Here is an 18,977-nt window from a genome sequence, read left to right as displayed (position 1 = left end):
TCAGAGGAAGCCGACCTCGGTCATCAGGTCGACGACCTTGCGGGCGTCGAGGTCCGACACGTTGACCTCCGGCGGCTCGAGCTCGCTGAACGCCTTGGTCACGCCGGGCAGCTCCACGGCGGGGTTGAGGGGGTACTCCAGCGCGTAGCTGTCGGCGAGGACCTGCTGGCCGGTCTCGTTGACGAGGAACTCGATGAACTTCTCCGCCTCGTCCTTCATGTCGCTGGACTCGAGGATGCCCGCGCCGGAGACGCTGACGAAGGCGCCGGGGTCCTGGTCGGTGAAGTAGTGCTGGGCCGAGCTGTCGCTGACGTCGCCGTTCTCCTTGCGGTCGCGCTCCCAGTAGTAGTGGTAGACGATGCCGACCTCGACCTGGCCGGAGTCGACGGCCTCCAGGACGACGTTGTTGCCGTCGTACACGGTGCCGTTCTCCTTGATGCCCTCCAGCCATGCGCGGGTGGCCTCCTCGCCCTCGAGCTCGAGGACGGCGGCGACGATCGCCTGGAAGTCCGCACCGGTGGGGGAGAACGAGATGCGGCCCTTCCACTCGGGCTTCGCGAGGTCGAGCAGCGACGCGGGCAGGTCGGACTCCTGGACCTGCTCGGTGTTGTAGACCAGGACGGTCGAGCGCGCGACGAAGCCCGTCCACAGGCCGCTGCGCGGGCGGTACTGCTCAGGGATCGGTGCGACCAGGTCGTCGGGGAGCTTCGCGAACAGGCCCGCGGCCTCGACCTGCGACATCGCCGGTGAGTTCTCGGTCAGGAACACGTCGGCCGGGGACGCGTCGCCCTCCTGGACCAGGGTGTTGGACAGCTCCAGGTCCTTGCCGTTGCGCAGCTCGACCTCGATGCCGGTCTCCTCGGTGAACGCCGGCGCCAGCTCCTTCAGCAGCGGCTCGTGCTGGGCGTTGTAGATGACGAGCTTCGGCTCGTCGTCCCCGCTGCACGCAGCGAGGAGCGGGGCGACGAGCGTGAGGGCTGCGACGCCGAGGCCGGCGCGCAGGAGCTGCTTCTTCATCGTGCTTCCTGTCCAGTGAGGTGGTGGTGGGATCGGGCCGACCTGACGGGACGGGCCGGTGTGGGTCGGGGATCGGGTCGGCGGGCGGGCCGCACGTGCTGGGGCAGGCGGGCGAGCCGGGTCGCGGCCGGGGCGAGCCGCTCGACGACGCGCCACGCGAGCAGGCCGACTGCGAGCGAGGCGAGCAGTCCGCCGAGCGGCCAGCGGTCCTCGAGGTGCGGGTAGACCTGCCAGTGGGTCAGGTAGACGTAGAGCGACGCGCTGGCCAGCGCACCGGTCGGCCCGACGAGCGGGCGCGGCCACGGCACGGTCGGCAGCCAGACCAGCGCCATCAGCCCGCCGATGATGACCAGGTCGCGCTGGGTGTCGCCGGTGAAGCCCCAGGTCCCCGCCACGAGCAGGGCGGCTGCCACGACCCGCTGCCCGGTCGAGCGGGCGACCGCGGCGGCCCAGCCGCCGGCGAAGAGCCAGGCGACGAACAGCGAGGAGTGGATCACGTCGCCGTCGTACGACGTCAGGTCGGCCCAGAAGCGCGGGACGAGCAGCACGGCGGCGAGGATGGCCGCGAGCCCGAACCGGTGGCGCTGCTCGAGCGCCATCACCCGCGGCACCGACGTCAGCAGGCCGGCCGTGACCGCGCAGAGCAGCGCGACCTCGACGAACCAGTAGTGCCAGGCGGGCTCGGACCAGTCGCGTCCGCCGAGCACGTCGTTGAGCAGGAGCACGGTGCGCAGCGGGTAGTCGCCGGTGAGCAACGTGACCAGGCCGATCCACAGCACGGCGGGCACGGCGATCCGGGCCGCGGCCCGGCGGACCCGGCGCAGGCGCTCGCGCGCGTGCTCGTCGGTGAGGTGGAAGCGCGCGAAGTTGGCCCCGGCCACCCCGAGCAGCACGTGCGCACCGCCGACCAGCACCCACAGGTCGGTGTGGGAGCCGACGATCATCAGGATCGCCAGCGCCCGCAGCGGGATCGTGGTGTCGATGCGGGCGAACCAGCGGTGCCGCGCGGTCGTGCCCGCCTCGCCGGGGCAGCCAGCGGCGGGGGCGAGCAGCGCGAGGTCGGCGATCGTGCGGTGCTGCCAGTCCGACGGCAGCCGGCCCAGCCGGTGCTCGAGGCGCAGCGACAGCTCGACGTACGACAGCGAGTCGCCGCCGAGCGTCACGAACGAGTCGTGCGGCCCGACGACGTCGCGACCCAGCACCCGCTCGTAGAGGCGGACCAGCGACCGGACGGGCGAGTCGCCGTCGACCTCGAGCGGCGCCTCGAGCCGGGCGACGGCCTGCTGGTCCAGCTTGCCGTTGGCCAGCCGGGGCAGCGTCCTCACGGGCACCAGCCGGACGGCGTGTGCGGGCAGCCCGGTCTCGGCGACGACCGTCGCGCCCACCTCGGCCAGCACGCCCGCGTCGGGGTCGCCCGGGACGGCGACGACCAGCTGCTCGGCGTCGTCGGCCTCGGCGCAGCCTGTGTCGTGGCCGCCGAGGGCGAGCAGCGTCTGCACGCGGTCGAGGTCGATGCGCTGGCCGAAGAGCTTCGCGAAGCGGGAGCGCCGTCCGACGATCTCGACGAGCCCGTCCTCGGTGAACCGGGCCAGGTCGCCGGTGCGCAGCTCGGTGAGCTCGGCGCTGCGGGCCAGGTCGGCCGGCGACTCGGCGTACCCCATCATCACGTTGGGCCCGGAGTAGACGAGCTCCCCGACGCCGGCCTCGGCCCCGTCGACCGGCTCGAGCCGGAACGACCCGCCGGGGATCGCGACCCCGACCGCGCCGGGGTGGCTGGCGGCCAGGTCCGGCGGCAGGTAGGCCATCCGCGCGGTCGCCTCGGTCTGGCCGTACATCACGACCAGCTCCCAGCCCTCGCGGGCACCCTGCTCGGCCAGTGCGCGCACCCGTTCGGGCGCCATCCGTCCGCCCGCCTGGGTCACCTGCCTCAGCCTCGGCAGGTCCGGCCAGCCGGCGGCGCCGAGCAGGTCGAAGGTGTAGGGGACGCCGGCGAAGGACGTCACACCGTGATCGCGGGCGTCCGCCCACAGGCCCGGGTCGGTCACCGACCGGTCGTCGAGCAGCAGCGAGGCGCCCACGGCGAGGTGGCTGTGCAGCACCGAGAGGCCGTAGCAGTAGTCGAGGGGGAGCGTGGTCACGGCGACGTCGTCGCTGCGCAGCCCGAGGTACGTCGCGATCGCGCGGGCGTTGGCGTCCAGGTTCGACGCAGAGAGGCGGACCAGCTTGGGGGACCCCGTGGATCCGGACGTGCTGAGCAGCAGCCGGAGGTCGGGGTGGAGCCGCGGTGCCGTGGTGCCGGTGCGGTGCCAGGCGCCGTCGGCGTGCTCCACGGAGGGGAGGTAGGCCGCGCCGAGCCCGCGGTCGCGGGTGAGCAACGTGGTGTGGCCGCCGGTCAGCGCCGCCAGCCACGCCACGACGAAGTCCACCGTCGGGGCGGGGTCCAGGCGCATCAGCTGGCGACTGCCCGGCGGCGTCAACGCCTCGAGCGCGTCGCGGGCCGTCGTGACGCGACGGTCCAGCTCCGCGTAGCTGACCACCCGCCCACCGGCACGGAGCGCGGTGCGCTCCCCGTGGCGGGCGAGGTCAGCGAACCCTGCCGAGGCAGGGGCCTCGACCGTGCCTTCCCCCATGGCCGGAAGACTAAAGCAAGGCTTCCCTTACTGGCGAACTTCCCAAGGGGTGGTCGGGTCCGCCCGGCCGGGCGGCGGTCAGTCGACCGGCGTCAGCAGGAAGACCGGGATGACCCGGTCGGTCCACTCCACGTACTTGTCGTAGTTCGGCCAGATGGTGACCATGTGCGCCCACGCGCGCTCCTTCTCCTCGTCGAGGAGCTCGCGCCAGGTGCAGGTGTGGTGCCGGCCGTTGTAGTCGACCTCGACCGTCTCGGCCGCCCGCAGGTTCGCCGACCAGATCGGCGGCTTCGGCGCGCCGAACGACGACCCGGCGATCAGCCAGCCGCCCTGCCACGGCACGCACAGCAGCGGCGTGGAGCGCGGGATCCCGCTCTTGCGGCCCTTGACCGTCAGCAGCAGGCTCGGCAGCCCGGCGATGCCGACGAGGCTCACCCGCCGCTTCGTCAGCCGCTGCAGGTGCTTGTCGGTCCACGTGATCTGGGGGAGCAGTCGCGGCATCCAGGAGTACGACCCGAGCTTGATCGCGACGGGGGTGAGCAGGCCCATGGCCCCGCACCCTAGGACATCCCCACCCCACCCCGTCCTCCGTTCCACCACCCCGACGTGTGACCCCCGGCACCACGAGGTGTGGGGGTTCGCGCCGCGAGGTGTGAGGGTTCGCGCCGCGAGGTGCGGGTTGTGGTGGTGCGAGGTGTCGGTCGTGGCGGTGTGAGGTGCGCCTTGTGGTGGTGTGAGGTGCGCCTTGTGGTGGTGCGAGGACGCTGGCGGCGTACGGCGCAGGCACGACCCGCATCTCGAGCCGCCAAGCCACGCACTTCGAGCCACCACGACCCGCACCTCGAGCCGCCATGCCACGCACTTCGTGCCACCACGACCCGCACCTCGTGCCACCACAACCCGCACCTCGTGGTGCCCACCCTCACACCTCGCGGGGGTGGGGGAGGCGGAGGAAGACGGGGCGCGGGGCAGAAGGGGGAGGATGGGGGCATGAGCAACCCGGACCGGGATCCCGGTGAGATGGTGTGCGAGGGCCGGGAGGCGGCCGGCGTGGAGCTGATGACGCCGCGCGAGGTGCCGCTGGGCGGGCCCCGTGCGATGTCGGTACGACGCACCCTCCCGCAGCGGCACCGGTCCCTGATCGGGGCGTGGTGCTTCCTCGACCACTACGGCCCGGACCCGGTCAGCGAGAGCGGCGGCATGGTGGTCGCGCCGCACCCGCACACCGGGCTGCAGACGGTGAGCTGGCTGTTCACCGGTGAGATCGAGCACCGCGACAGCGCGGGCAACGTGGCCATGGTGCGCCCGCACGAGGTCAACCTGATGACTGCCGGCCGCGGCATCAGCCACTCCGAGGTCTCCACCGCCGCGACCACCGTGCTGCACGGCGCGCAGCTGTGGGTCGCGCTGCCCGAGGCGGCCCGCGACACCGACCCCGGCTTCGAGCACTACGCGCCGCCGGAGGTCTCCGGCGACGGCTGGCGCGCCCACGTCTTCCTCGGGTCCCTGCTCGGCGACAGCTCGCCGGTCGCCACCTTCACCCCGCTGCTCGGCGCCGAGCTGGTCCTCGACCCCGGCACCTCCCTGGCCGTGCCGGTCGACCCGACCTTCGAGCACGGCGTCCTGGTCGACCTCGGCTCGGCCGGCGTCTGCGGCCTGGACGCCGGTCCGGCCGACCTCGCCTACGTCCCGCCCGGCACCGACGAGATCAGCCTCGTCGCCGGCGGCGACGGCGCCCGGCTGCTCGTCCTCGGCGGCCCGCCGTTCGGCGAGTCGATCGTCATGTGGTGGAACTTCGTGGGCCGCACGCACGACGAGGTCGTCGCCTACCGAGCGGCCTGGCAGGAGCAGATCACCGACCCGGCCACCGGCAGCGTGCTGCCCGACAGCCGCCTCGTCGCGGCTGGCCGCTTCGGCGTCGTACCGGACCAGCCGCTGCCGCCGATCCCGGCGCCCGCCCTGCCCAACGCCCGGCTGAGGGAGCGCCGGTGATCGCTGGCCTGACCTGGCTGGTCGGGTTCCAGCTCCTCGGTGAGCTGGTGGTGCGGGTCCTCGACCTGCCCGTGCCCGGCCCGGTGGTGGGGATGCTGCTGCTCTTCGCCTACCTCCGCCTGCGCCGGTACGACGACAGCGGCTCGATCGTCATCGCGGGCTCCGGCCTGCTCCGCCACCTCCAGCTGTTCTTCATCCCGGCCGGGGTGGGAGTCGTCGCCTTCGCCTCGGTCCTCGGCCGCGACGTGCTCCCGGTGACCGTCGCGGTGCTCGGCTCGTGGTTCCTCGGCCTGGTCGTCGTGGGCTGGACCGCGGTCGGCCTCGAGCGGCTGCTCGGCCGCCCGCGCGACGACCTCGGCGACCCGCCGGCGGAGGCCGCCGCATGAACGACGCGATCACGAACGCCCTCGACGACGTCGTCGACGTCCTGCGCTCCCCGCTCGGCCTGCTCGCCGTGACCCTGATCGGCTACCAGTTGGGCCGCAAGCTCCAGAACCGGCTCGGCGGCCACGCGATCGCCCAGCCGGTGCTGGTCGCCATCGTCATCGTCGGCGCGTGGATCACCCTCCTCGACGTCGAGTACGACGACTACGTCTCCGCGACCCAGATGATCGCGTTCTGGCTCGGTCCCGCGACGGTCGCCCTCGCCGTGCCCCTCCACCGGCAGGCCGGCCGGCTGACCGGCTTCGTGGTCCCGATGCTGGTGGCCGTGGTGGTCGGCGCCGCGGTGTCCATCGTCAGCGCGGTGCTCATCGCGCGGGCGCTCGGGGCCGACGACCGGCTCGAGAAGACGCTGACCGCGAAGTCCGCGACGACCCCGGTCGCGATCGCGGTCACCGACGCGGTCGGCGGCATCGCCCCGGTGGCGGCGGTGCTGGTGATCCTGATCGGCGTCTTCGGCGCGGTCGTCGGGCCGGCGACGCTCAACCTGCTCCGGATCCGCGACCGTCGCGCCCGCGGGCTCGCGGTCGGCGCGGTCTCGCACGGCGTCGGGGCCTCGCGGATGCTGCAGGAGGACGAGACCGAGGGCGCCTTCGCCGGGCTCTCGATGGGCCTGTCCGCGCTGGCGATCAGCATCCTGGTGCCGCTGCTCGCCGTCGTCCTGTTCTGACCGAGCCCTGTCCTGACCGAGCCAGGGCGGCACCGCTGCCGGTGCCCTCTTCGGGGGAAATCCGACCGTGTCGCGCGGCGGGTTCCCCGAGGTCCGGTTAGGTTCCCACCATGCGCGTGCACTCCTTCACCGACGACGCCCTCGGCGACCTCGACGCGGTCGGGCTGGCCGAGCACCTCCGGGCCGGCAAGGTCTCCGCCCGCGAGGCGGTCGACGCCGCCATCGCCCGCATCGAGAAGGTCGCTGGCGACCTCAACCCGATCGCCTACCAGGCCTGGGACCGCGCACGCGCCGAGGCGGGCACCGTGCCCGCCGGCGGCCCCGACGAGACCGGCCGGTTCCTCGCCGGCGTACCCACGCTGGTCAAGGACAACGTCGACGTCGCCGGCATGCCCACGATGGCCGGCACCGACGCCTGGGACCCGCGCCCGGCCCGCCGCAACGGCGACTTCGCCGACCAGTACCTCGCCACCGGCCTGGTCGCGCTCGGCAAGAGCCAGCTCTCGGAGTACGGCTTCAGCGCCTCCGCCGAGCACCCGCGCCTCGGCGCCGTCCGCAACCCGTGGAACACCGAGCACACCGCCGGGGCGTCCAGCTCCGGGGCGGCCGCGCTGGTGGCCGCGGGCGCCGTGCCCATCGCCCACGCGAACGACGGCGGCGGCTCGATCCGCATCCCGGCGGCGGTCAACGGCCTGGTCGGGCTCAAGCCGACCCGGGGCCGGCTCGCCCAGGACAAGCTCTTCCGTGACATGCCGATCCGGATCGTCTCCGACGGCGTGGTGACCCGCACCGTGCGCGACACCGCCGCGTTCTACCGCGAGGCCGAGCGGGTCCACCGCAACCTCGAGCTGCCGCCCGTCGGTGACCTCACCCGCCCGATCAAGCGCCGCCTGCGGGTCGCGCTCAACACGTCCGGCGTCGGCCGCGGCGCGGACCCCGAGACCGCCGCGCTGACCGAGAAGACCGCCGCGCTGCTGGAGGACCTCGGCCACACCGTCACCGAGGCCGAGGTGCCCGTCGGCCCCGGGTTCGCCGACGACTTCCTGCTCTACTGGGCGATGCTGGCCCAGGTGATGCTCACCACCGGCCGCGCCCGCCACGGCCGCAGCTGGGACCGCACCCGCCACGACAACCTCACCCTCGGCCTCGCCCGGCACGCGCGCCGCAACCTGCACCGCCTGCCCGGCGCGATCACCCGCCTCAAGCGCGCGGCCAACCAGGCCGAGCTCTGGCACGAGCGGTACGACGTCGCGCTGACCCCGACGCTGGCGACGGCCACGCCGCGGGTCGGCCACCTCGACCCCACCCTCGAGCACGACGTGATCATCGACCGCCTGCTCGACTGGGTCGCCTTCACCCCGTGGCAGAACATCACCGGCGCGCCGGCCATCTCGCTGCCCCTCGCCACCACCGCCGGCGGCCTGCCCCAGGGGATGATGTTCGGCGCCGCGCCGGGCCACGAGGCCCTGCTGATCGAGCTCGCCTACGAGCTCGAGGAGGCCGTCCCGTTCGCCCGGATCCAGGACTGATCCGGGCACTCCCGCGGCGTCCGGAAGAGGCCGGGGAGGTGGCCCGATCCGTGGATGGTGCCGCCGATTTCGCGCGGCACGGGGGCGCGTATATAGTTCTCGGCCGTTGCCCCTTTAGCTCAGTCGGCAGAGCGACTCCATGGTAAGGAGTAGGTCTACGGTTCGATTCCGTAAAGGGGCTCTGGGAGCAAGGGTCCGCCGAACCGGCCAGAACAACGGCCGGGGACGCGGGTGCCCTGACCCCCTGGCGGGGTAGCTCAGGTGGTTAGAGCACACGGCTCATAATCGTGGTGTCGCGGGTTCGAGTCCCGCCCCCGCTACGCCAGATGACGAAGCAGTTCCAGCAGCACCCCCAAGACGCATCCCGAAGGAATCCTCGTGGCCAGCAAGAGCTCTGACGTTCGCCCCAAGATCACGCTTGCCTGCGTGGACTGCAAGGAGCGCAACTACATCACGAAGAAGAACCGCCGGAACGACCCCGACCGCATCGAGCTGTCGAAGTTCTGCCCGCGCTGCCGCAAGCACACCGCGCACCGCGAGACCCGCTGAACCCCAGCGCCACCAGCGCTCCGACGACCCGCCGCCCCCGATGGGGCCGGCGGGTCGTCGTCGTTGCAGCGCATGATCGCGCGAGCGCGTCGCCTGTCGAGGGCTGCGCGCAGGCACTCGCTCCGCTCGGCCCACGCTTGCCCTCGACGCTTCGGCGCGGGCGCCGCGCTGCCGCGCACGCCGTTGCCCCCGGCGGGTGGCACAGCCCGCCTGGCGGCCAACCGGAGCTCACTGCCCGAGCGCGTGCCGGTGCTTGCGCCCTCCCGCCGCTGGTTGAGGTGCGAGGCGCCCCGGCGCCGAGCCTCGAAACCTGCGGTCACGGTGCACCGGGCTGTGCCCAGCACAGTCCGCCCCGCGGGCCCGGTGGTTTCGAGGCTCGGCCGCGGGCGGCCTCGCACCTCAACCACCGGGAGGAACGCCCGGTACCCGGCTGGAGGCGTGGTGCACCGGCCCAGGGCGCACGCGACTCGCGAGTAGCCCGAGCGCCGGACTAGGGTCGACGCATGCCGATCGACGCCTCCCTGGTCGGACGCGCCTTCCCCGCGACGCAGCCCCGCCCGGTCACCGCGGAGGCCGTCTCGGCCTTCGCCTCGGCCGTCGGTGCCGGCGCCGGGGACGGGACCGTCCCGCCCACGTTCCCCATCGTCGTGACCTTCGCCGCACTGCAGGACTTCCTCGCCGCCGAGCAGGTCGAGCTCTCCCGCATCGTGCACGGCGACCAGCGGTTCACCTACCAGCGCCCGGTCGTCGTCGGTGACGAGCTGACCGCGACGCTGACCGTGACCGGTGTCCGGTCCATCGGCGGCAACGACATCATCAGCACCTCCAGCGAGATCACCGACGCCGACGGCGCCCTGGTCTGCACCGCCACCGCCACCCTCGTCCACCGCGGAGGTGCCTGATGAGCGAGCTGACCAGCGGGACCGCGCTGCCCACGATCACCTTCGACGTCACCCGCGCCGACCTGGTCGCCTACGCACACGCCAGTGGTGACCACAACCCGATCCACCAGGACGAGGAGGTCGCGCTCGCCGTCGGCCTGCCCGGCGTGATCGCGCACGGGATGTACACCCTCGCCCTCGTCGGCCGCGCCGTCGCCGAGTGGACCGGAGGCGCCGAGGTCGTCGAGATCGGCGCGAAGTTCACCCAGCCGGTCGTCGTACCTGCCGAGGGGGCCGCGCAGGTGACCGTCGCCGGCACGGTCGGCGACCGCACCGAGGACGGCCTGCTGAAGCTCGCGCTCGAGGTCACCGTCGACGGCACCAAGGTGCTCGGGGCGCCCAGGGCGACCGTCCGTGCCTGAGCCCGCCCTCGCCGACCTCACCACCCTGCGGCTCGGCGGCCCCGCCGGCCGGTACGTCGCCGCCCCGGACGCCGACGCGCTCGTGGCAGCCGTCACCGAGGCCGACGCCGCGCGCGAGCCGGTGCTGCTCGTCGGTGGCGGCAGCAACCTCGTCGTGGCCGACGCGGGCTTCGCCGGCACCGTCGTCCACCTCACCGGCGGTGGGATGCAGGTCGACGACGAGGGGGACGGGGACACCGTCGGCGTCACCGTCGCCGCGGGCGAGCGCTGGGACGACCTCGTCGCCCGCGCCGTCGCGGAGGGCTGGAGCGGCGTGGAGGCCCTCTCCGGCATCCCCGGCACCACCGGCGCGACCCCGATCCAGAACGTCGGTGCCTACGGCCAGGAGGTCGCCCAGACGATCACCCGGGTCCGGGTCTGGGACCGCGTGCTGCGCGGCGAGCGCACCTTCACCGGGCAGGAGTGCCAGTTCACCTACCGCCACTCACGGTTCAAGGCCGACCCCGGCCGGCACCTGGTCCTCGACGTGACCTTCGGGCTGCGCCGCGACGGGCTCAGCGCCCCGGTCGCCTACGCCGAGCTCGCCCGCACCCTCGGTGTCGAGCAGGGGGAGCGCGCGCCGCTGGCCGAGGTGCGCGAGGCCGTGCTCGGGCTGCGCCGCGGCAAGGGGATGGTGCTCGACCCCGACGACCACGACACGTGGAGTGCGGGCTCGTTCTTCACCAACCCCTTCGTCGAGCCGGGCGCCGTGCCCGAGGGGGCGCCGTCGTACCCGCAGCCGGACGGGCGGGTGAAGACCAGCGCGGCGTGGCTGATCGACCACGCCGGGTTCGGCAAGGGCTACGGCCTCGACCGCCCCGGTGCGCGGGTGTCGCTGTCGACCAAGCACACGCTGGCGCTCACCAACCGGGGCGGCGCCACCACGGCCGAGCTGCTCGACCTCGCCCGGGAGGTCCGCGCCGGCGTGCAGGAGCGCTTCGGGATCACCCTCGTCAACGAGCCGGTGCTGGTCGGCGCCGAGTTCTGAGCCGCTCGCGGAGGCGGCTCAGGCGGCGCTGAAGATCGCCGCGAAGAAGGCGAACAGCGCGACGATCAGCAACAGCCCGATCACGCCGAGCACGAGGCCGACGATGCCGGTCACCAGGCCCGCGGTGGCGACGCCCTCGCCGCCGTACTGGCGGGGGTTGGCCCGGATCTCGCGGCGCGCCTTGATGCCCAGCCAGATCGCGAACGGCGAGCACGCGGCGCTGAGGAAGGTGATCAGGAAGATCGGCGTCAGCAGGATCCCGGCGATGCCGATGATGCCGAGCACCAGCGAGGTGGTCGCGAGCTGGTGGGTCGGGGCGCCGTAGGTCACGAACTGCTGGTGGACCTGGTAGGGGTTCTGGCCCTGCGGGGCCACCGGGTACGGCGACCAGCCGGCCTCACTCGCAGCCGGGCCCCCGGGCGTGCCGGGCACCCCGTGGGCGCCGGCGGCCGGCGGCGGGGGAGCGGCGCCGAAGGACGCGGTCGGGGCGGGTCCCGGCGGCGCCATCCGGGTCGGCTCGGTCCCGGTCTCGCCGGTGACGTCACCCCAGGCGGGGGCGGAGTACGGCTCGAACGAGGGGTCGGGGCCGGACGGTGACGCCAGGGGCGGCTGCTCGCTCATGGCCCCCATCCTCCCATCCGGCAGGCACGGCGAAACCGCCTCCGCGTGACCGTCGGACCACAGGGGTCACCGGTCGGGACCGGCCAGCCACGCGTCGACGTCGGCCAGCGCGCGGTCCAGCAGGTCCTTCGGTGCGCGGCTCGCGCGCAGCGACATCCGGGCCAGCTCGGCCAGCTGGGCGTCGCTCAGGTCGTGCGCGGCGCGCATCGTGGCGTACTGCCCGGCCAGGCGCGAGCCGAACAGCAGCGGGTCGTCGGCGCCCAGCGCCACCGTCGCGCCCGCCTCGAGCAGCGTCGGCAGCGGCACCGACGTCAGGTCGGAGTAGACCCCGAGCGCCACGTTGGAGACCGGGCACACCTCCAGCACGACCCCGGCCTCGACGATCCGGTCCAGCAGGGCCGGGTCCTCCGCGGAGCGCACGCCGTGGCCGAGCCGGTCCGCGTGCAGCGTGTCGAGGCAGGTGCGCACGTGCTCCGGGCCGCGCAGCTCACCGCCGTGCGGCGCCAGCAGCAGGCCGGCCCGCTCGGCGATGGCGAACGCCCGGCCGAAGTCCTCGGTGCGCCCGCGGCGCTCGTCGTTCGACAGCCCGAAGCCGACGACCCCGCGCCCGGCGTACTGCGCCGCCAGCCGGGCCAGCGTGCGCGCGTCCAGCGGGTGGCGGGTGCGGTTGGCCGCGATCACCACCGCCATCCCCAGGCCGGTCAGCTCCGACGCCTCGCGCACGGCGTCGAGCACCAGGTCGGTGAACGCGGTGATCCCGCCGAACCGGCCGCCGTACCCGCTCGGGTCGACCTGGATCTCCAGCCAGCGCCCGCCGTCGGCGACGTCGTCCTCGGCGGCCTCCCGCACCAGCCTGCGCACGTCGTCCTCGGTGCGCAGCACGGAGCGGGCGACGTCGTAGAGACGCTGGAAGCGGAACCAGCCCTTCTCGTCGGCGGCGGTCAGCTGCGGTGGCCACTCCGAGACCAGCGCGTCGGGCAGGTGGATGCCGTCGCGCTCGGCGAGCTCCAGCAGCGTCGCGTGCCGCATCGAGCCGGTGAAGTGCAGGTGGAGGTGCGCCTTGGGCAAAGCTTGGAGGTCCCGCACGCCCGCCATCGTAGGGGTGGCCGGGTCGCCCGTGGGGGCGCCGCGACGGCTCCGTGGCGCCTCTGCGACGGCCGGGCGACGGCCGGGCGACGGGCCGGCTTTGGACCCGTGTGGTCAGGATGGGTAGAGTCATCCCTTGGTGGATCCTCCACATGGTGAGTCGCGCCCTGACGAGGTCGGGGAGCGGGAGCCGGGGGAAGCCGCGGAGGGCACTAGCTCAACTGGCAGAGCATCGGTCTCCAAAACCGAAGGTTGGGGGTTCAAGTCCCTCGTGCCCTGCAAGAGATGACGAAAGAACGACTGGCGAAAGGGTGAGCAGCGTGTCGGACGCTCCGGCAGTCCGCGGGGGCCGCAAGGACCCCTCCGGCGGCAAGCCCTCCGAGAAGCGCACCGGGCCGGTGACCTTCTACCGCCAGGTCGTCGCCGAGCTGCGCAAGGTGGTCTACCCCACCCGCGAGCAGCTGGTGACCTACTTCTTCGTCGTCCTCGCGTTCGTCCTCGTGATGATCGCGATCGTGTCGCTGCTGGACCTCGGTTTCGGCAAGCTCGCCTTCGAGATCTTCACCGGCGCGGACGACATCTGATCCCGCCCTCCCGGGTGGGGTCGTCGTTGACATTTTCGGACAACTGATGGAGCAGCACGTGTCGGAGCAGTACGACTCGGCCCCCGAGATCGACGAGGCGGCCGACCAGGTCGAGGCCCCCGAGGCCATCGAGGAGGGCGCCCCCGAGGCGTCCACCGAGGGTGCTGACGACCTCGCCGGCACCGAGGACGTCGAGGCTGACGCCGACGCTGACGCCGACGCCGACGCCGCTGCCGAGGGTGACGAGCCCGCCGAGGCCGAGGACGAGGACCCGCTCGAGGCGTTCCGCCGCGAGCTGTGGGCCAAGCCCGGTGACTGGTTCGTCGTGCACACCTACTCCGGCATGGAGAACCGGGTGAAGCAGAACCTCGAGAACCGCATCCACTCCCTCAACATGGAGGACTACATCCACGAGATCGTGGTCCCCACCGAGGAGGTCGCGGAGATCAAGAACGGCCAGCGCAAGATGGTCAAGCGCACCGTCCTCCCCGGCTACGTCCTGGTCCGCATGGACCTCACCGACGAGTCCTGGGCCGCCGTGCGGCACACGCCGTCGGTCACCGGCTTCGTCGGTCACAGCCACCAGCCCGTGCCGCTGAGCATGGGCGAGGTCGAGAAGATGCTCGCCCCGGCCGTGGTCACCGCCGCGGCCGCCGAGAGCGAGGCCGCTGCCGCCGCTGGTGGTACGACGGCCGCCACCCCGGCGAAGAAGCCGGTCGAGGTCGTCGACTTCGACGTCAACGACTCGGTCCTCATCGTCGACGGTGCCTTCGCGACGCTGCACGCCACGATCACCGAGATCAACGCCGAGGCCCAGCGGGTCAAGGCCCTGGTCGAGATCTTCGGCCGGGAGACCCCGGTCGAGCTCAGCTTCAGCCAGATCCAGCGGGTCTGAGCGGAGCGCGCGCGAGCGCGCTGCCCCTGACGACCGGCGCGAGGAACGCCCCGGGACCGAACCGGTCCGGTGGCGGGGCCTCCCCGCAATTCGCCGTACGCGCGAAGACGCGGAAGAATGTCCGGGTTGCCCCGGCAGCAAGTGGCAGAGGACGACGTCCTCGCTGTGACCACGAGAGAAAGAGATAGAGGAATGCCTCCCAAGAAGAAGATCGCCGCACTGGTCAAGGTGCAGCTGCAGGCCGGCTCGGCCACCCCGGCTCCGCCGGTCGGTACCGCGCTCGGTCCGCACGGCGTCAACATCATGGACTTCTGCAAGGCGTACAACGCCCAGACCGAGTCCATGCGCGGCAACGTCATCCCGGTCGAGATCACGATCTACGAGGACCGGTCCTTCACCTTCATCACGAAGACCCCGCCGGCCGCGGAGCTGATCAAGAAGGCCGCCGGCCTCAAGAAGGGCTCGAGCGTCCCGCACAAGGACAAGGTCGGCAAGCTGACCAAGGACCAGGTGCGCGAGATCGCGACGACCAAGCTCCCCGACCTCAACGCCAACGACATCGACGCCGCGATGAAGATCGTGGAGGGTACCGCCCGCTCCATGGGCGTCACCGTCGAGGCCTGATCACTCGTGGAAGGGCCGCGCTGGCCCGCTGACCACACCTCCTCTTCTAACTAAGGAATCACCATGCAGCGCAGCAAGACCTACCGCGCGGCTGCCGAGACGTTCGACAAGAACGAGCTCTACGCGCCGCTCGCCGCGATCAAGATCGCGAAGGCCGCCAGCAAGAAGAAGTTCGACGAGACCGTCGACGTCGTCTTCCGCCTCGGCGTGGACCCCCGCAAGGCCGACCAGATGGTGCGCGGCACCGTCAACCTGCCCCACGGCACCGGCAAGACCGCCCGCGTCCTCGTGTTCGCGAACGCGGACAAGGCCGAGGCCGCCCGTGAGGCCGGCGCCGACTTCGTCGGTGGCGACGAGCTGATCGACAAGGTCGCCGGCGGCTGGACGGACTTCGACGCCGTCGTCGCCACCCCGGACCTCATGGGCAAGGTCGGCCGCCTCGGCCGCGTGCTCGGTCCCCGCGGCCTCATGCCGAACCCGAAGGTCGGCACCGTCACCCCGGACCCGGCCAAGGCCGTCTCCGACATCAAGGGCGGCAAGATCGAGTTCCGCGTCGACCGCCACGCCAACCTGCACTTCATCATCGGCAAGGCGTCCTTCTCCGAGCAGCAGCTCGCCGAGAACTACGCCGCCGCCCTCGAGGAGGTGCTGCGTCTCAAGCCGGCCAGCTCCAAGGGCCGCTACCTGAAGAAGGTCACGATCTCCACGACCATGGGCCCCGGCGTCCAGGTCGACCCGAACCGCACCAAGAACGTCGCGGTCGAGGACGAGGTCGCCTGACGCCTCCGGTGCACCGGGCGGCACACGCCGCCCACGACGCCGTACGACGCCCGCCGTCCCCAGCAGGGGCGGCGGGCGTCGCCGTTCCCCGGTGTTCGCGGGCGGCTCGCGGGCAGCCCGACGCGCCTGCGTAGGGTGACCGGGTGCTGCGCCTCGGGACGCCCCTGCTCGTCGTCGTGCTCTCCGGAGCCCTCAGCGGCGGGCTCGCCGGCTGCTCCGACGGGACGGACGACCGCCCGCCCGGTGGACCGGGGACGTCGGTCGCGGCGGACGGCCCGAGCGGCACCACCGCCCCGCCCGGGCTGGAGGAGGTCCCGCCCGGCTACGACGAGAGCCCCGACGGCGCCCCGCCGGTGGCCGACGAGCAGCTGCAGGGCGACGCGCTGGTGGCGCTGCTGCGCACCCGTGCCGCCGTGGACCCCGGCCCCGACCACTGCGGCCCGGACGACGTCACCGGGTCCCTGCGTGGCATCGACGCCGCCGCGGGCACCCGGGTGACGACCCTTGTCGTGCGGAACACCTCCGACCGGTCCTGCGTGGTCGAGGGCGTCCCGGGCATCGGTGTGCGCGGCACGTGGGGATCCACGTTCGTACCGGAGGTCGGGCACCGTGACCACGACGCCGGTGGCAACGCCGTGCCCCGGCGCCCGGTGCGGGTCGCGCCGGGGGAGGAGGCGACCCTGCACCTGCTGTGGAGCGGCGCCCTCGCCGGTGCGGAGCAGGAGCAGGCCTCGATCGTCGTCGTCCAGCTCGCCGCGGGCCAGGTGCCGATCACCGTCCCTGCCCTGATCGACGGCCACGCGGCCGACATCGGCCAGTTCACGACGCTCTCGCTGTCGCCGTTCCAGCCTGCCTAGCGACCGCTGCCCCTGCCGTCCGGGCGCCACTTCCTGACCGGTCCTGCTGCTTCCTGACCGTTGCAACGGTCAGGAAGCGAGGGAATCACCGCTGAGGAGGTGATTCCCTCGCCACCGGCTCAGCCCTGCGTCAGCGACTCCAGCGCGGCCAGCTCCACGCAGACCGCGACCCCGGCCATCGCGGCCTGGACCTCCTCCAGCACGGGGAAGGTGGGGGCGAGGCGGATGTTGCGGTCGTTCGGGTCGTCGCCGTGCGGGAAGGCCGAGCCGGCGGGGGTCAGCGCGATGCCGGCCTCCCTGGCGAGGGCGACCACGCGCGAGGCGGTGCCGTCGAGCACGTCGAGGTTCACGAAGTAGCCGCCGGTCGGGACCGTCCACTCGGCGATGCCCAGGCCGGCCAGGCGGGAGGTGAGTGCCTCTTCGACCGCGGCGAACTTCGGCGCGATCAGGTCGCGGTGCTTGCGCATGTGCGCGCGCACACCGTCGGCGTCACCGAAGAACTCGACGTGGCGCAGGTGGTTGACCTTGTCCGGTCCGATGGCGGCGAAGCCGAGGCGCTCGAGGTACCACGCCTTGTTCTCCGCCGACGCGGCCAGCGCGGCGACGCCGGCGCCCGCGAAGGTGATCTTCGAGGTCGAGGCGAACATGACCGGCCGGTTGGGGTGGCCGGACGCCGCAGCGAGGCCGAGCGCGTCGGCGCTCTTGGTCTCCACCTCGGTCAGGTGGTGCACGGCGTAGGCGTTGTCCCAGAAGATCCGGAAGTCCGGGGCCGCGGTCGGCATCGCCATCAGCTCGGCGGCGACCTCGGCGGAGCACACCGCGCCGGTCGGGTTCGCGTAGGTCGGCACGATCCACATGCCCTTGATGGCCGGGTCGTCGGCGACGAGCGCGCGCACGGCGACCGGGTCCGGGCCGTCGGGGGTCATCGGGACGGTCACCATCTCGATGCCGAGCTCGGCGAGCATCGTGAAGTGGCGGTCGTAGCCGGGCACCGGGCAGATGAACTTCACGACCGGCTCCTGCGACCACGGCCGCGGGGAGTCCGGCCCGCCCTTGAGGAGCATCCAGGTGATGACCTGGTGCATCATCGTCAGGCTCGAGTTGCCGCCGCACACGACGTCGGCGGTGTCGACGCCCAGCAGGTCGGCGAAGATCTCGCGCAGCTCGGCGAGGCCCTCGAGGCCGCCGTAGTTGCGGACGTCGGTGCCCGAGCGGTCCTTGTACGACGACGGCAGGGTCAGCAGCCCGTTGGACAGGTCCAGCTGGTCGGCTCCGGGCTTGCCCCGCGTCAGGTCCAGCTTCAGCCCGCGCTCCTTGAGCGCGTCGTAGTCGGCGCGCACCGCCGTCAGGCGCGCGGCGAGGTCGTCGGCGGACAGGTCGGCGAGAGGGGTCGCGGAGGTCACGGCACCATCGTGCCGCATCGGCCCCGCGGGGGCAGCGTCGGGCTGCTCGTGGATTTGGGGCGGGAGTGGGCGCCGTCGTACCCTCGTCGTCGAAACCTTAAGACCGCCGGTTGTCCGGGCTACCAGTCCGGGCCGAAGGTTCCGCGAGAGTGGACGGCCTGCGCAGGGGATCAGAGCAGAACGACGCGGGCAAGCCCGCGATGTCCACGCCCTGAGCGCCTGCGCTCGGGGCGTTCGTCTTTCCCGGACGAGTGCGGCGGTCCCCACCGGAAGGAGACCCATGGCGCGGGCAGACAAGCAGGCCGCCGTCGCGGAGATCGCTGAGCACTTCAGCGAGGCCGCAGGCGCTGTGCTGACCGAGTACCGCGGTCTCACCGTCAAGGAGCTGCAGGACCTCCGCCGCTCCCTCGGTGCGAACGCCAACTACGCCGTGGTCAAGAACACGCTGGCCAAGCTCGCCGCCAAGGAGGCGGGCATCGACGGCTTCGACGACCTCCTCACCGGCCCGACCGCGATCGCCTTCATCACGGGCGACGTCGTCGAGGCGGCGAAGGGTCTGCGTGACTTTGCCAAGGCGAACCCCACCCTCGTGATCAAGGGTGGCGTTCTGGACGGCAACATCCTCGACGCGAACGAGATCGCCAAGCTGGCGGACCTCGAGTCGCGCGAGGTGCTCCTGGGCAAGCTGGCGGGCGCGATGCTCGCTTCGCTCAGCCAGGCCGTCTACCTCCTCAACGCCCCGCTCGCCCAGGCTGCCCGGCTCGCCGGCGCCCTGGAGGCGAAGGCGCAGGAGGACCCCTCGATCCTCGCAGGTGGTGCCGGTACGCCGGCCGCTGCCGAGGAGACCCCGGCCGCCGAGGACGCTGCTGCTGAGGAGGCCCCCGCGGCCGCCGAGGCTGCCGCTGACGAGGCGACCGAGTCCACCGACGCCTGATCCAGGCCGACGTACACCACCTGAAACCCGGCCCG

Annotated in this window: 20 protein-coding genes and 3 tRNA genes; 17 read left to right on the top strand and 6 right to left on the bottom strand. The window is 72.8% G+C overall.

Going from position 1 to position 18,977, the window contains the following annotated elements:
• The 3 genes from NOCJ54_RS0106385 to NOCJ54_RS0106375 form a co-directional block, all read right to left on the bottom strand.
• Nucleotides 1-1,017 (bottom strand): iron ABC transporter substrate-binding protein, encoded by a 1,017-nt coding sequence (locus tag NOCJ54_RS0106385; protein WP_028654838.1) that lies wholly within the window; start codon nt 1,015-1,017, stop codon nt 1-3.
• The gene (locus NOCJ54_RS24180) at nt 1,014-3,647 is read right to left on the bottom strand and encodes a non-ribosomal peptide synthetase (protein ID WP_051485532.1); all 2,634 of its coding nucleotides are present in this window, start codon (nt 3,645-3,647) and stop codon (nt 1,014-1,016) included. Before NOCJ54_RS24180 ends, NOCJ54_RS0106385 begins: the two co-directional genes overlap by 4 nt.
• Nucleotides 3,648-3,725: 78 nt before the next feature.
• A complete protein-coding gene (locus NOCJ54_RS0106375; protein WP_028654837.1) occupies nt 3,726-4,196 on the bottom strand; it encodes a nitroreductase family deazaflavin-dependent oxidoreductase in 471 nt (156 codons plus the stop codon).
• Between the two features lie 441 nt (nt 4,197-4,637).
• Between NOCJ54_RS0106375 and NOCJ54_RS0106370 the strand changes: the two genes are divergently transcribed.
• From NOCJ54_RS0106370 to NOCJ54_RS0106325, 10 genes are all read left to right on the top strand, one after another.
• Complete coding sequence (locus NOCJ54_RS0106370) at nt 4,638-5,639, top strand: pirin family protein (protein WP_028654836.1); 1,002 nt, start codon at nt 4,638-4,640, stop codon at nt 5,637-5,639.
• Nucleotides 5,636-6,025, top strand: coding sequence for a CidA/LrgA family protein (locus tag NOCJ54_RS0106365; RefSeq protein ID WP_028654835.1), 390 nt, complete (start codon nt 5,636-5,638; stop codon nt 6,023-6,025). The genes NOCJ54_RS0106370 and NOCJ54_RS0106365 overlap by 4 nt, the downstream gene beginning before the upstream one ends.
• Nucleotides 6,022-6,750, top strand: coding sequence for an LrgB family protein (locus tag NOCJ54_RS0106360; protein ID WP_036517069.1), 729 nt, complete (start codon nt 6,022-6,024; stop codon nt 6,748-6,750). Before NOCJ54_RS0106365 ends, NOCJ54_RS0106360 begins: the two co-directional genes overlap by 4 nt.
• A gap of 110 nt (nt 6,751-6,860) precedes the next feature.
• The gene (locus tag NOCJ54_RS0106355; protein ID WP_028654833.1) at nt 6,861-8,279 is read left to right on the top strand and encodes an amidase; all 1,419 of its coding nucleotides are present in this window, start codon (nt 6,861-6,863) and stop codon (nt 8,277-8,279) included.
• Nucleotides 8,280-8,387: 108 nt separating this feature from the next.
• Nucleotides 8,388-8,460, top strand: a tRNA-Thr gene (locus NOCJ54_RS0106350).
• Nucleotides 8,461-8,525: 65 nt separating this feature from the next.
• Nucleotides 8,526-8,599: transfer RNA gene (locus NOCJ54_RS0106345), tRNA-Met, on the top strand.
• A gap of 58 nt (nt 8,600-8,657) precedes the next feature.
• Nucleotides 8,658-8,828: a 50S ribosomal protein L33 gene (gene rpmG / locus NOCJ54_RS0106340; RefSeq protein WP_028654832.1), complete on the top strand. Its 171-nt coding sequence runs from the start codon at nt 8,658-8,660 to the stop codon at nt 8,826-8,828.
• Nucleotides 8,829-9,331: 503 nt separating this feature from the next.
• Nucleotides 9,332-9,730: an FAS1-like dehydratase domain-containing protein gene (locus NOCJ54_RS0106335; protein ID WP_028654831.1), complete on the top strand. Its 399-nt coding sequence runs from the start codon at nt 9,332-9,334 to the stop codon at nt 9,728-9,730.
• Nucleotides 9,730-10,131 carry a MaoC/PaaZ C-terminal domain-containing protein gene (locus NOCJ54_RS0106330; protein WP_036517068.1) on the top strand — a complete coding sequence of 134 codons (402 nt, stop codon included), beginning with the start codon at nt 9,730-9,732 and terminating at the stop codon, nt 10,129-10,131. The genes NOCJ54_RS0106335 and NOCJ54_RS0106330 overlap by 1 nt, the downstream gene beginning before the upstream one ends.
• Entirely contained in the window at nt 10,124-11,158 is a 1,035-nt protein-coding gene (locus tag NOCJ54_RS0106325) for a UDP-N-acetylmuramate dehydrogenase (protein ID WP_028654829.1), read from the top strand. The genes NOCJ54_RS0106330 and NOCJ54_RS0106325 overlap by 8 nt, the downstream gene beginning before the upstream one ends.
• 18 nt (nt 11,159-11,176) lie before the next feature.
• On the opposite strand, the gene NOCJ54_RS24170 is transcribed toward NOCJ54_RS0106325, so the two are convergent.
• Nucleotides 11,177-11,779: a DUF4190 domain-containing protein gene (locus NOCJ54_RS24170; RefSeq protein ID WP_051485531.1), complete on the bottom strand. Its 603-nt coding sequence runs from the start codon at nt 11,777-11,779 to the stop codon at nt 11,177-11,179.
• Nucleotides 11,780-11,845: 66 nt separating this feature from the next.
• Nucleotides 11,846-12,874, bottom strand: a complete 1,029-nt coding sequence (locus tag NOCJ54_RS0106315; RefSeq protein ID WP_036517065.1) for an adenosine deaminase — start codon at nt 12,872-12,874, stop codon at nt 11,846-11,848.
• A 197-nt stretch (nt 12,875-13,071) separates the two neighbouring features.
• On the opposite strand from NOCJ54_RS0106315, the gene NOCJ54_RS0106310 reads away from it, so the two are divergent.
• The 6 genes from NOCJ54_RS0106310 to NOCJ54_RS28070 all read left to right on the top strand — a co-directional run bounded on the left by NOCJ54_RS0106310 (nt 13,072) and on the right by NOCJ54_RS28070 (nt 16,605).
• Nucleotides 13,072-13,144: transfer RNA gene (locus tag NOCJ54_RS0106310), tRNA-Trp, on the top strand.
• 41 nt (nt 13,145-13,185) lie between these two features.
• Nucleotides 13,186-13,449, top strand: coding sequence for a preprotein translocase subunit SecE (gene secE / locus NOCJ54_RS0106305; RefSeq protein ID WP_028654827.1), 264 nt, complete (start codon nt 13,186-13,188; stop codon nt 13,447-13,449).
• A gap of 46 nt (nt 13,450-13,495) precedes the next feature.
• Nucleotides 13,496-14,344 (top strand): transcription termination/antitermination protein NusG, encoded by an 849-nt coding sequence (gene nusG / locus NOCJ54_RS0106300; protein WP_028654826.1) that lies wholly within the window; start codon nt 13,496-13,498, stop codon nt 14,342-14,344.
• Nucleotides 14,345-14,536: 192 nt separating this feature from the next.
• The gene (rplK, locus tag NOCJ54_RS0106295; RefSeq protein WP_028654825.1) at nt 14,537-14,968 is read left to right on the top strand and encodes a 50S ribosomal protein L11; all 432 of its coding nucleotides are present in this window, start codon (nt 14,537-14,539) and stop codon (nt 14,966-14,968) included.
• A gap of 63 nt (nt 14,969-15,031) precedes the next feature.
• Nucleotides 15,032-15,748, top strand: coding sequence for a 50S ribosomal protein L1 (gene rplA, locus NOCJ54_RS0106290; protein WP_028654824.1), 717 nt, complete (start codon nt 15,032-15,034; stop codon nt 15,746-15,748).
• Nucleotides 15,749-15,891: 143 nt separating this feature from the next.
• On the top strand, nt 15,892-16,605 hold the full coding sequence (locus NOCJ54_RS28070) for a DUF4232 domain-containing protein (protein ID WP_028654823.1): 714 nt from the start codon (nt 15,892-15,894) through the stop codon (nt 16,603-16,605).
• Nucleotides 16,606-16,724: 119 nt separating this feature from the next.
• Here the strand turns inward: NOCJ54_RS28070 and NOCJ54_RS0106280 are convergent, their stop codons facing one another.
• Complete coding sequence (locus NOCJ54_RS0106280) at nt 16,725-18,026, bottom strand: aminotransferase class I/II-fold pyridoxal phosphate-dependent enzyme (protein WP_036517064.1); 1,302 nt, start codon at nt 18,024-18,026, stop codon at nt 16,725-16,727.
• A 262-nt stretch (nt 18,027-18,288) separates the two neighbouring features.
• On the opposite strand from NOCJ54_RS0106280, the gene rplJ reads away from it, so the two are divergent.
• Entirely contained in the window at nt 18,289-18,942 is a 654-nt protein-coding gene (gene rplJ / locus NOCJ54_RS0106275) for a 50S ribosomal protein L10 (protein WP_028654821.1), read from the top strand.
• Nucleotides 18,943-18,977 lie beyond the last annotated feature (35 nt).

Source organism: Nocardioides sp. J54 (assembly GCF_000519005.1).
GTDB lineage: Bacteria > Actinomycetota > Actinomycetes > Propionibacteriales > Nocardioidaceae > Nocardioides.
This window is presented reverse-complemented; position numbering and strand designations above follow the sequence as displayed.

Coding starts and splice junctions, on each gene's coding strand:
- NOCJ54_RS0106385 (WP_028654838.1), bottom strand. CDS start 1,017: ATGAAGAAGCAGCTCCTGCGCGCCGGCCTCGGCGTCGCAGCCCTCACG.
- NOCJ54_RS24180 (WP_051485532.1), bottom strand. CDS start 3,647: ATGGGGGAAGGCACGGTCGAGGCCCCTGCCTCGGCAGGGTTCGCTGAC.
- NOCJ54_RS0106375 (WP_028654837.1), bottom strand. CDS start 4,196: ATGGGCCTGCTCACCCCCGTCGCGATCAAGCTCGGGTCGTACTCCTGG.
- NOCJ54_RS0106370 (WP_028654836.1), top strand. CDS start 4,638: ATGAGCAACCCGGACCGGGATCCCGGTGAGATGGTGTGCGAGGGCCGG.
- NOCJ54_RS0106360 (WP_036517069.1), top strand. CDS start 6,022: ATGAACGACGCGATCACGAACGCCCTCGACGACGTCGTCGACGTCCTG.
- NOCJ54_RS0106355 (WP_028654833.1), top strand. CDS start 6,861: ATGCGCGTGCACTCCTTCACCGACGACGCCCTCGGCGACCTCGACGCG.
- NOCJ54_RS0106335 (WP_028654831.1), top strand. CDS start 9,332: ATGCCGATCGACGCCTCCCTGGTCGGACGCGCCTTCCCCGCGACGCAG.
- NOCJ54_RS0106330 (WP_036517068.1), top strand. CDS start 9,730: ATGAGCGAGCTGACCAGCGGGACCGCGCTGCCCACGATCACCTTCGAC.
- NOCJ54_RS24170 (WP_051485531.1), bottom strand. CDS start 11,779: ATGAGCGAGCAGCCGCCCCTGGCGTCACCGTCCGGCCCCGACCCCTCG.
- NOCJ54_RS0106315 (WP_036517065.1), bottom strand. CDS start 12,874: ATGGCGGGCGTGCGGGACCTCCAAGCTTTGCCCAAGGCGCACCTCCAC.
- nusG (WP_028654826.1), top strand. CDS start 13,496: ATGGAGCAGCACGTGTCGGAGCAGTACGACTCGGCCCCCGAGATCGAC.
- rplK (WP_028654825.1), top strand. CDS start 14,537: ATGCCTCCCAAGAAGAAGATCGCCGCACTGGTCAAGGTGCAGCTGCAG.
- rplA (WP_028654824.1), top strand. CDS start 15,032: ATGCAGCGCAGCAAGACCTACCGCGCGGCTGCCGAGACGTTCGACAAG.
- NOCJ54_RS0106280 (WP_036517064.1), bottom strand. CDS start 18,026: ATGCGGCACGATGGTGCCGTGACCTCCGCGACCCCTCTCGCCGACCTG.
- rplJ (WP_028654821.1), top strand. CDS start 18,289: ATGGCGCGGGCAGACAAGCAGGCCGCCGTCGCGGAGATCGCTGAGCAC.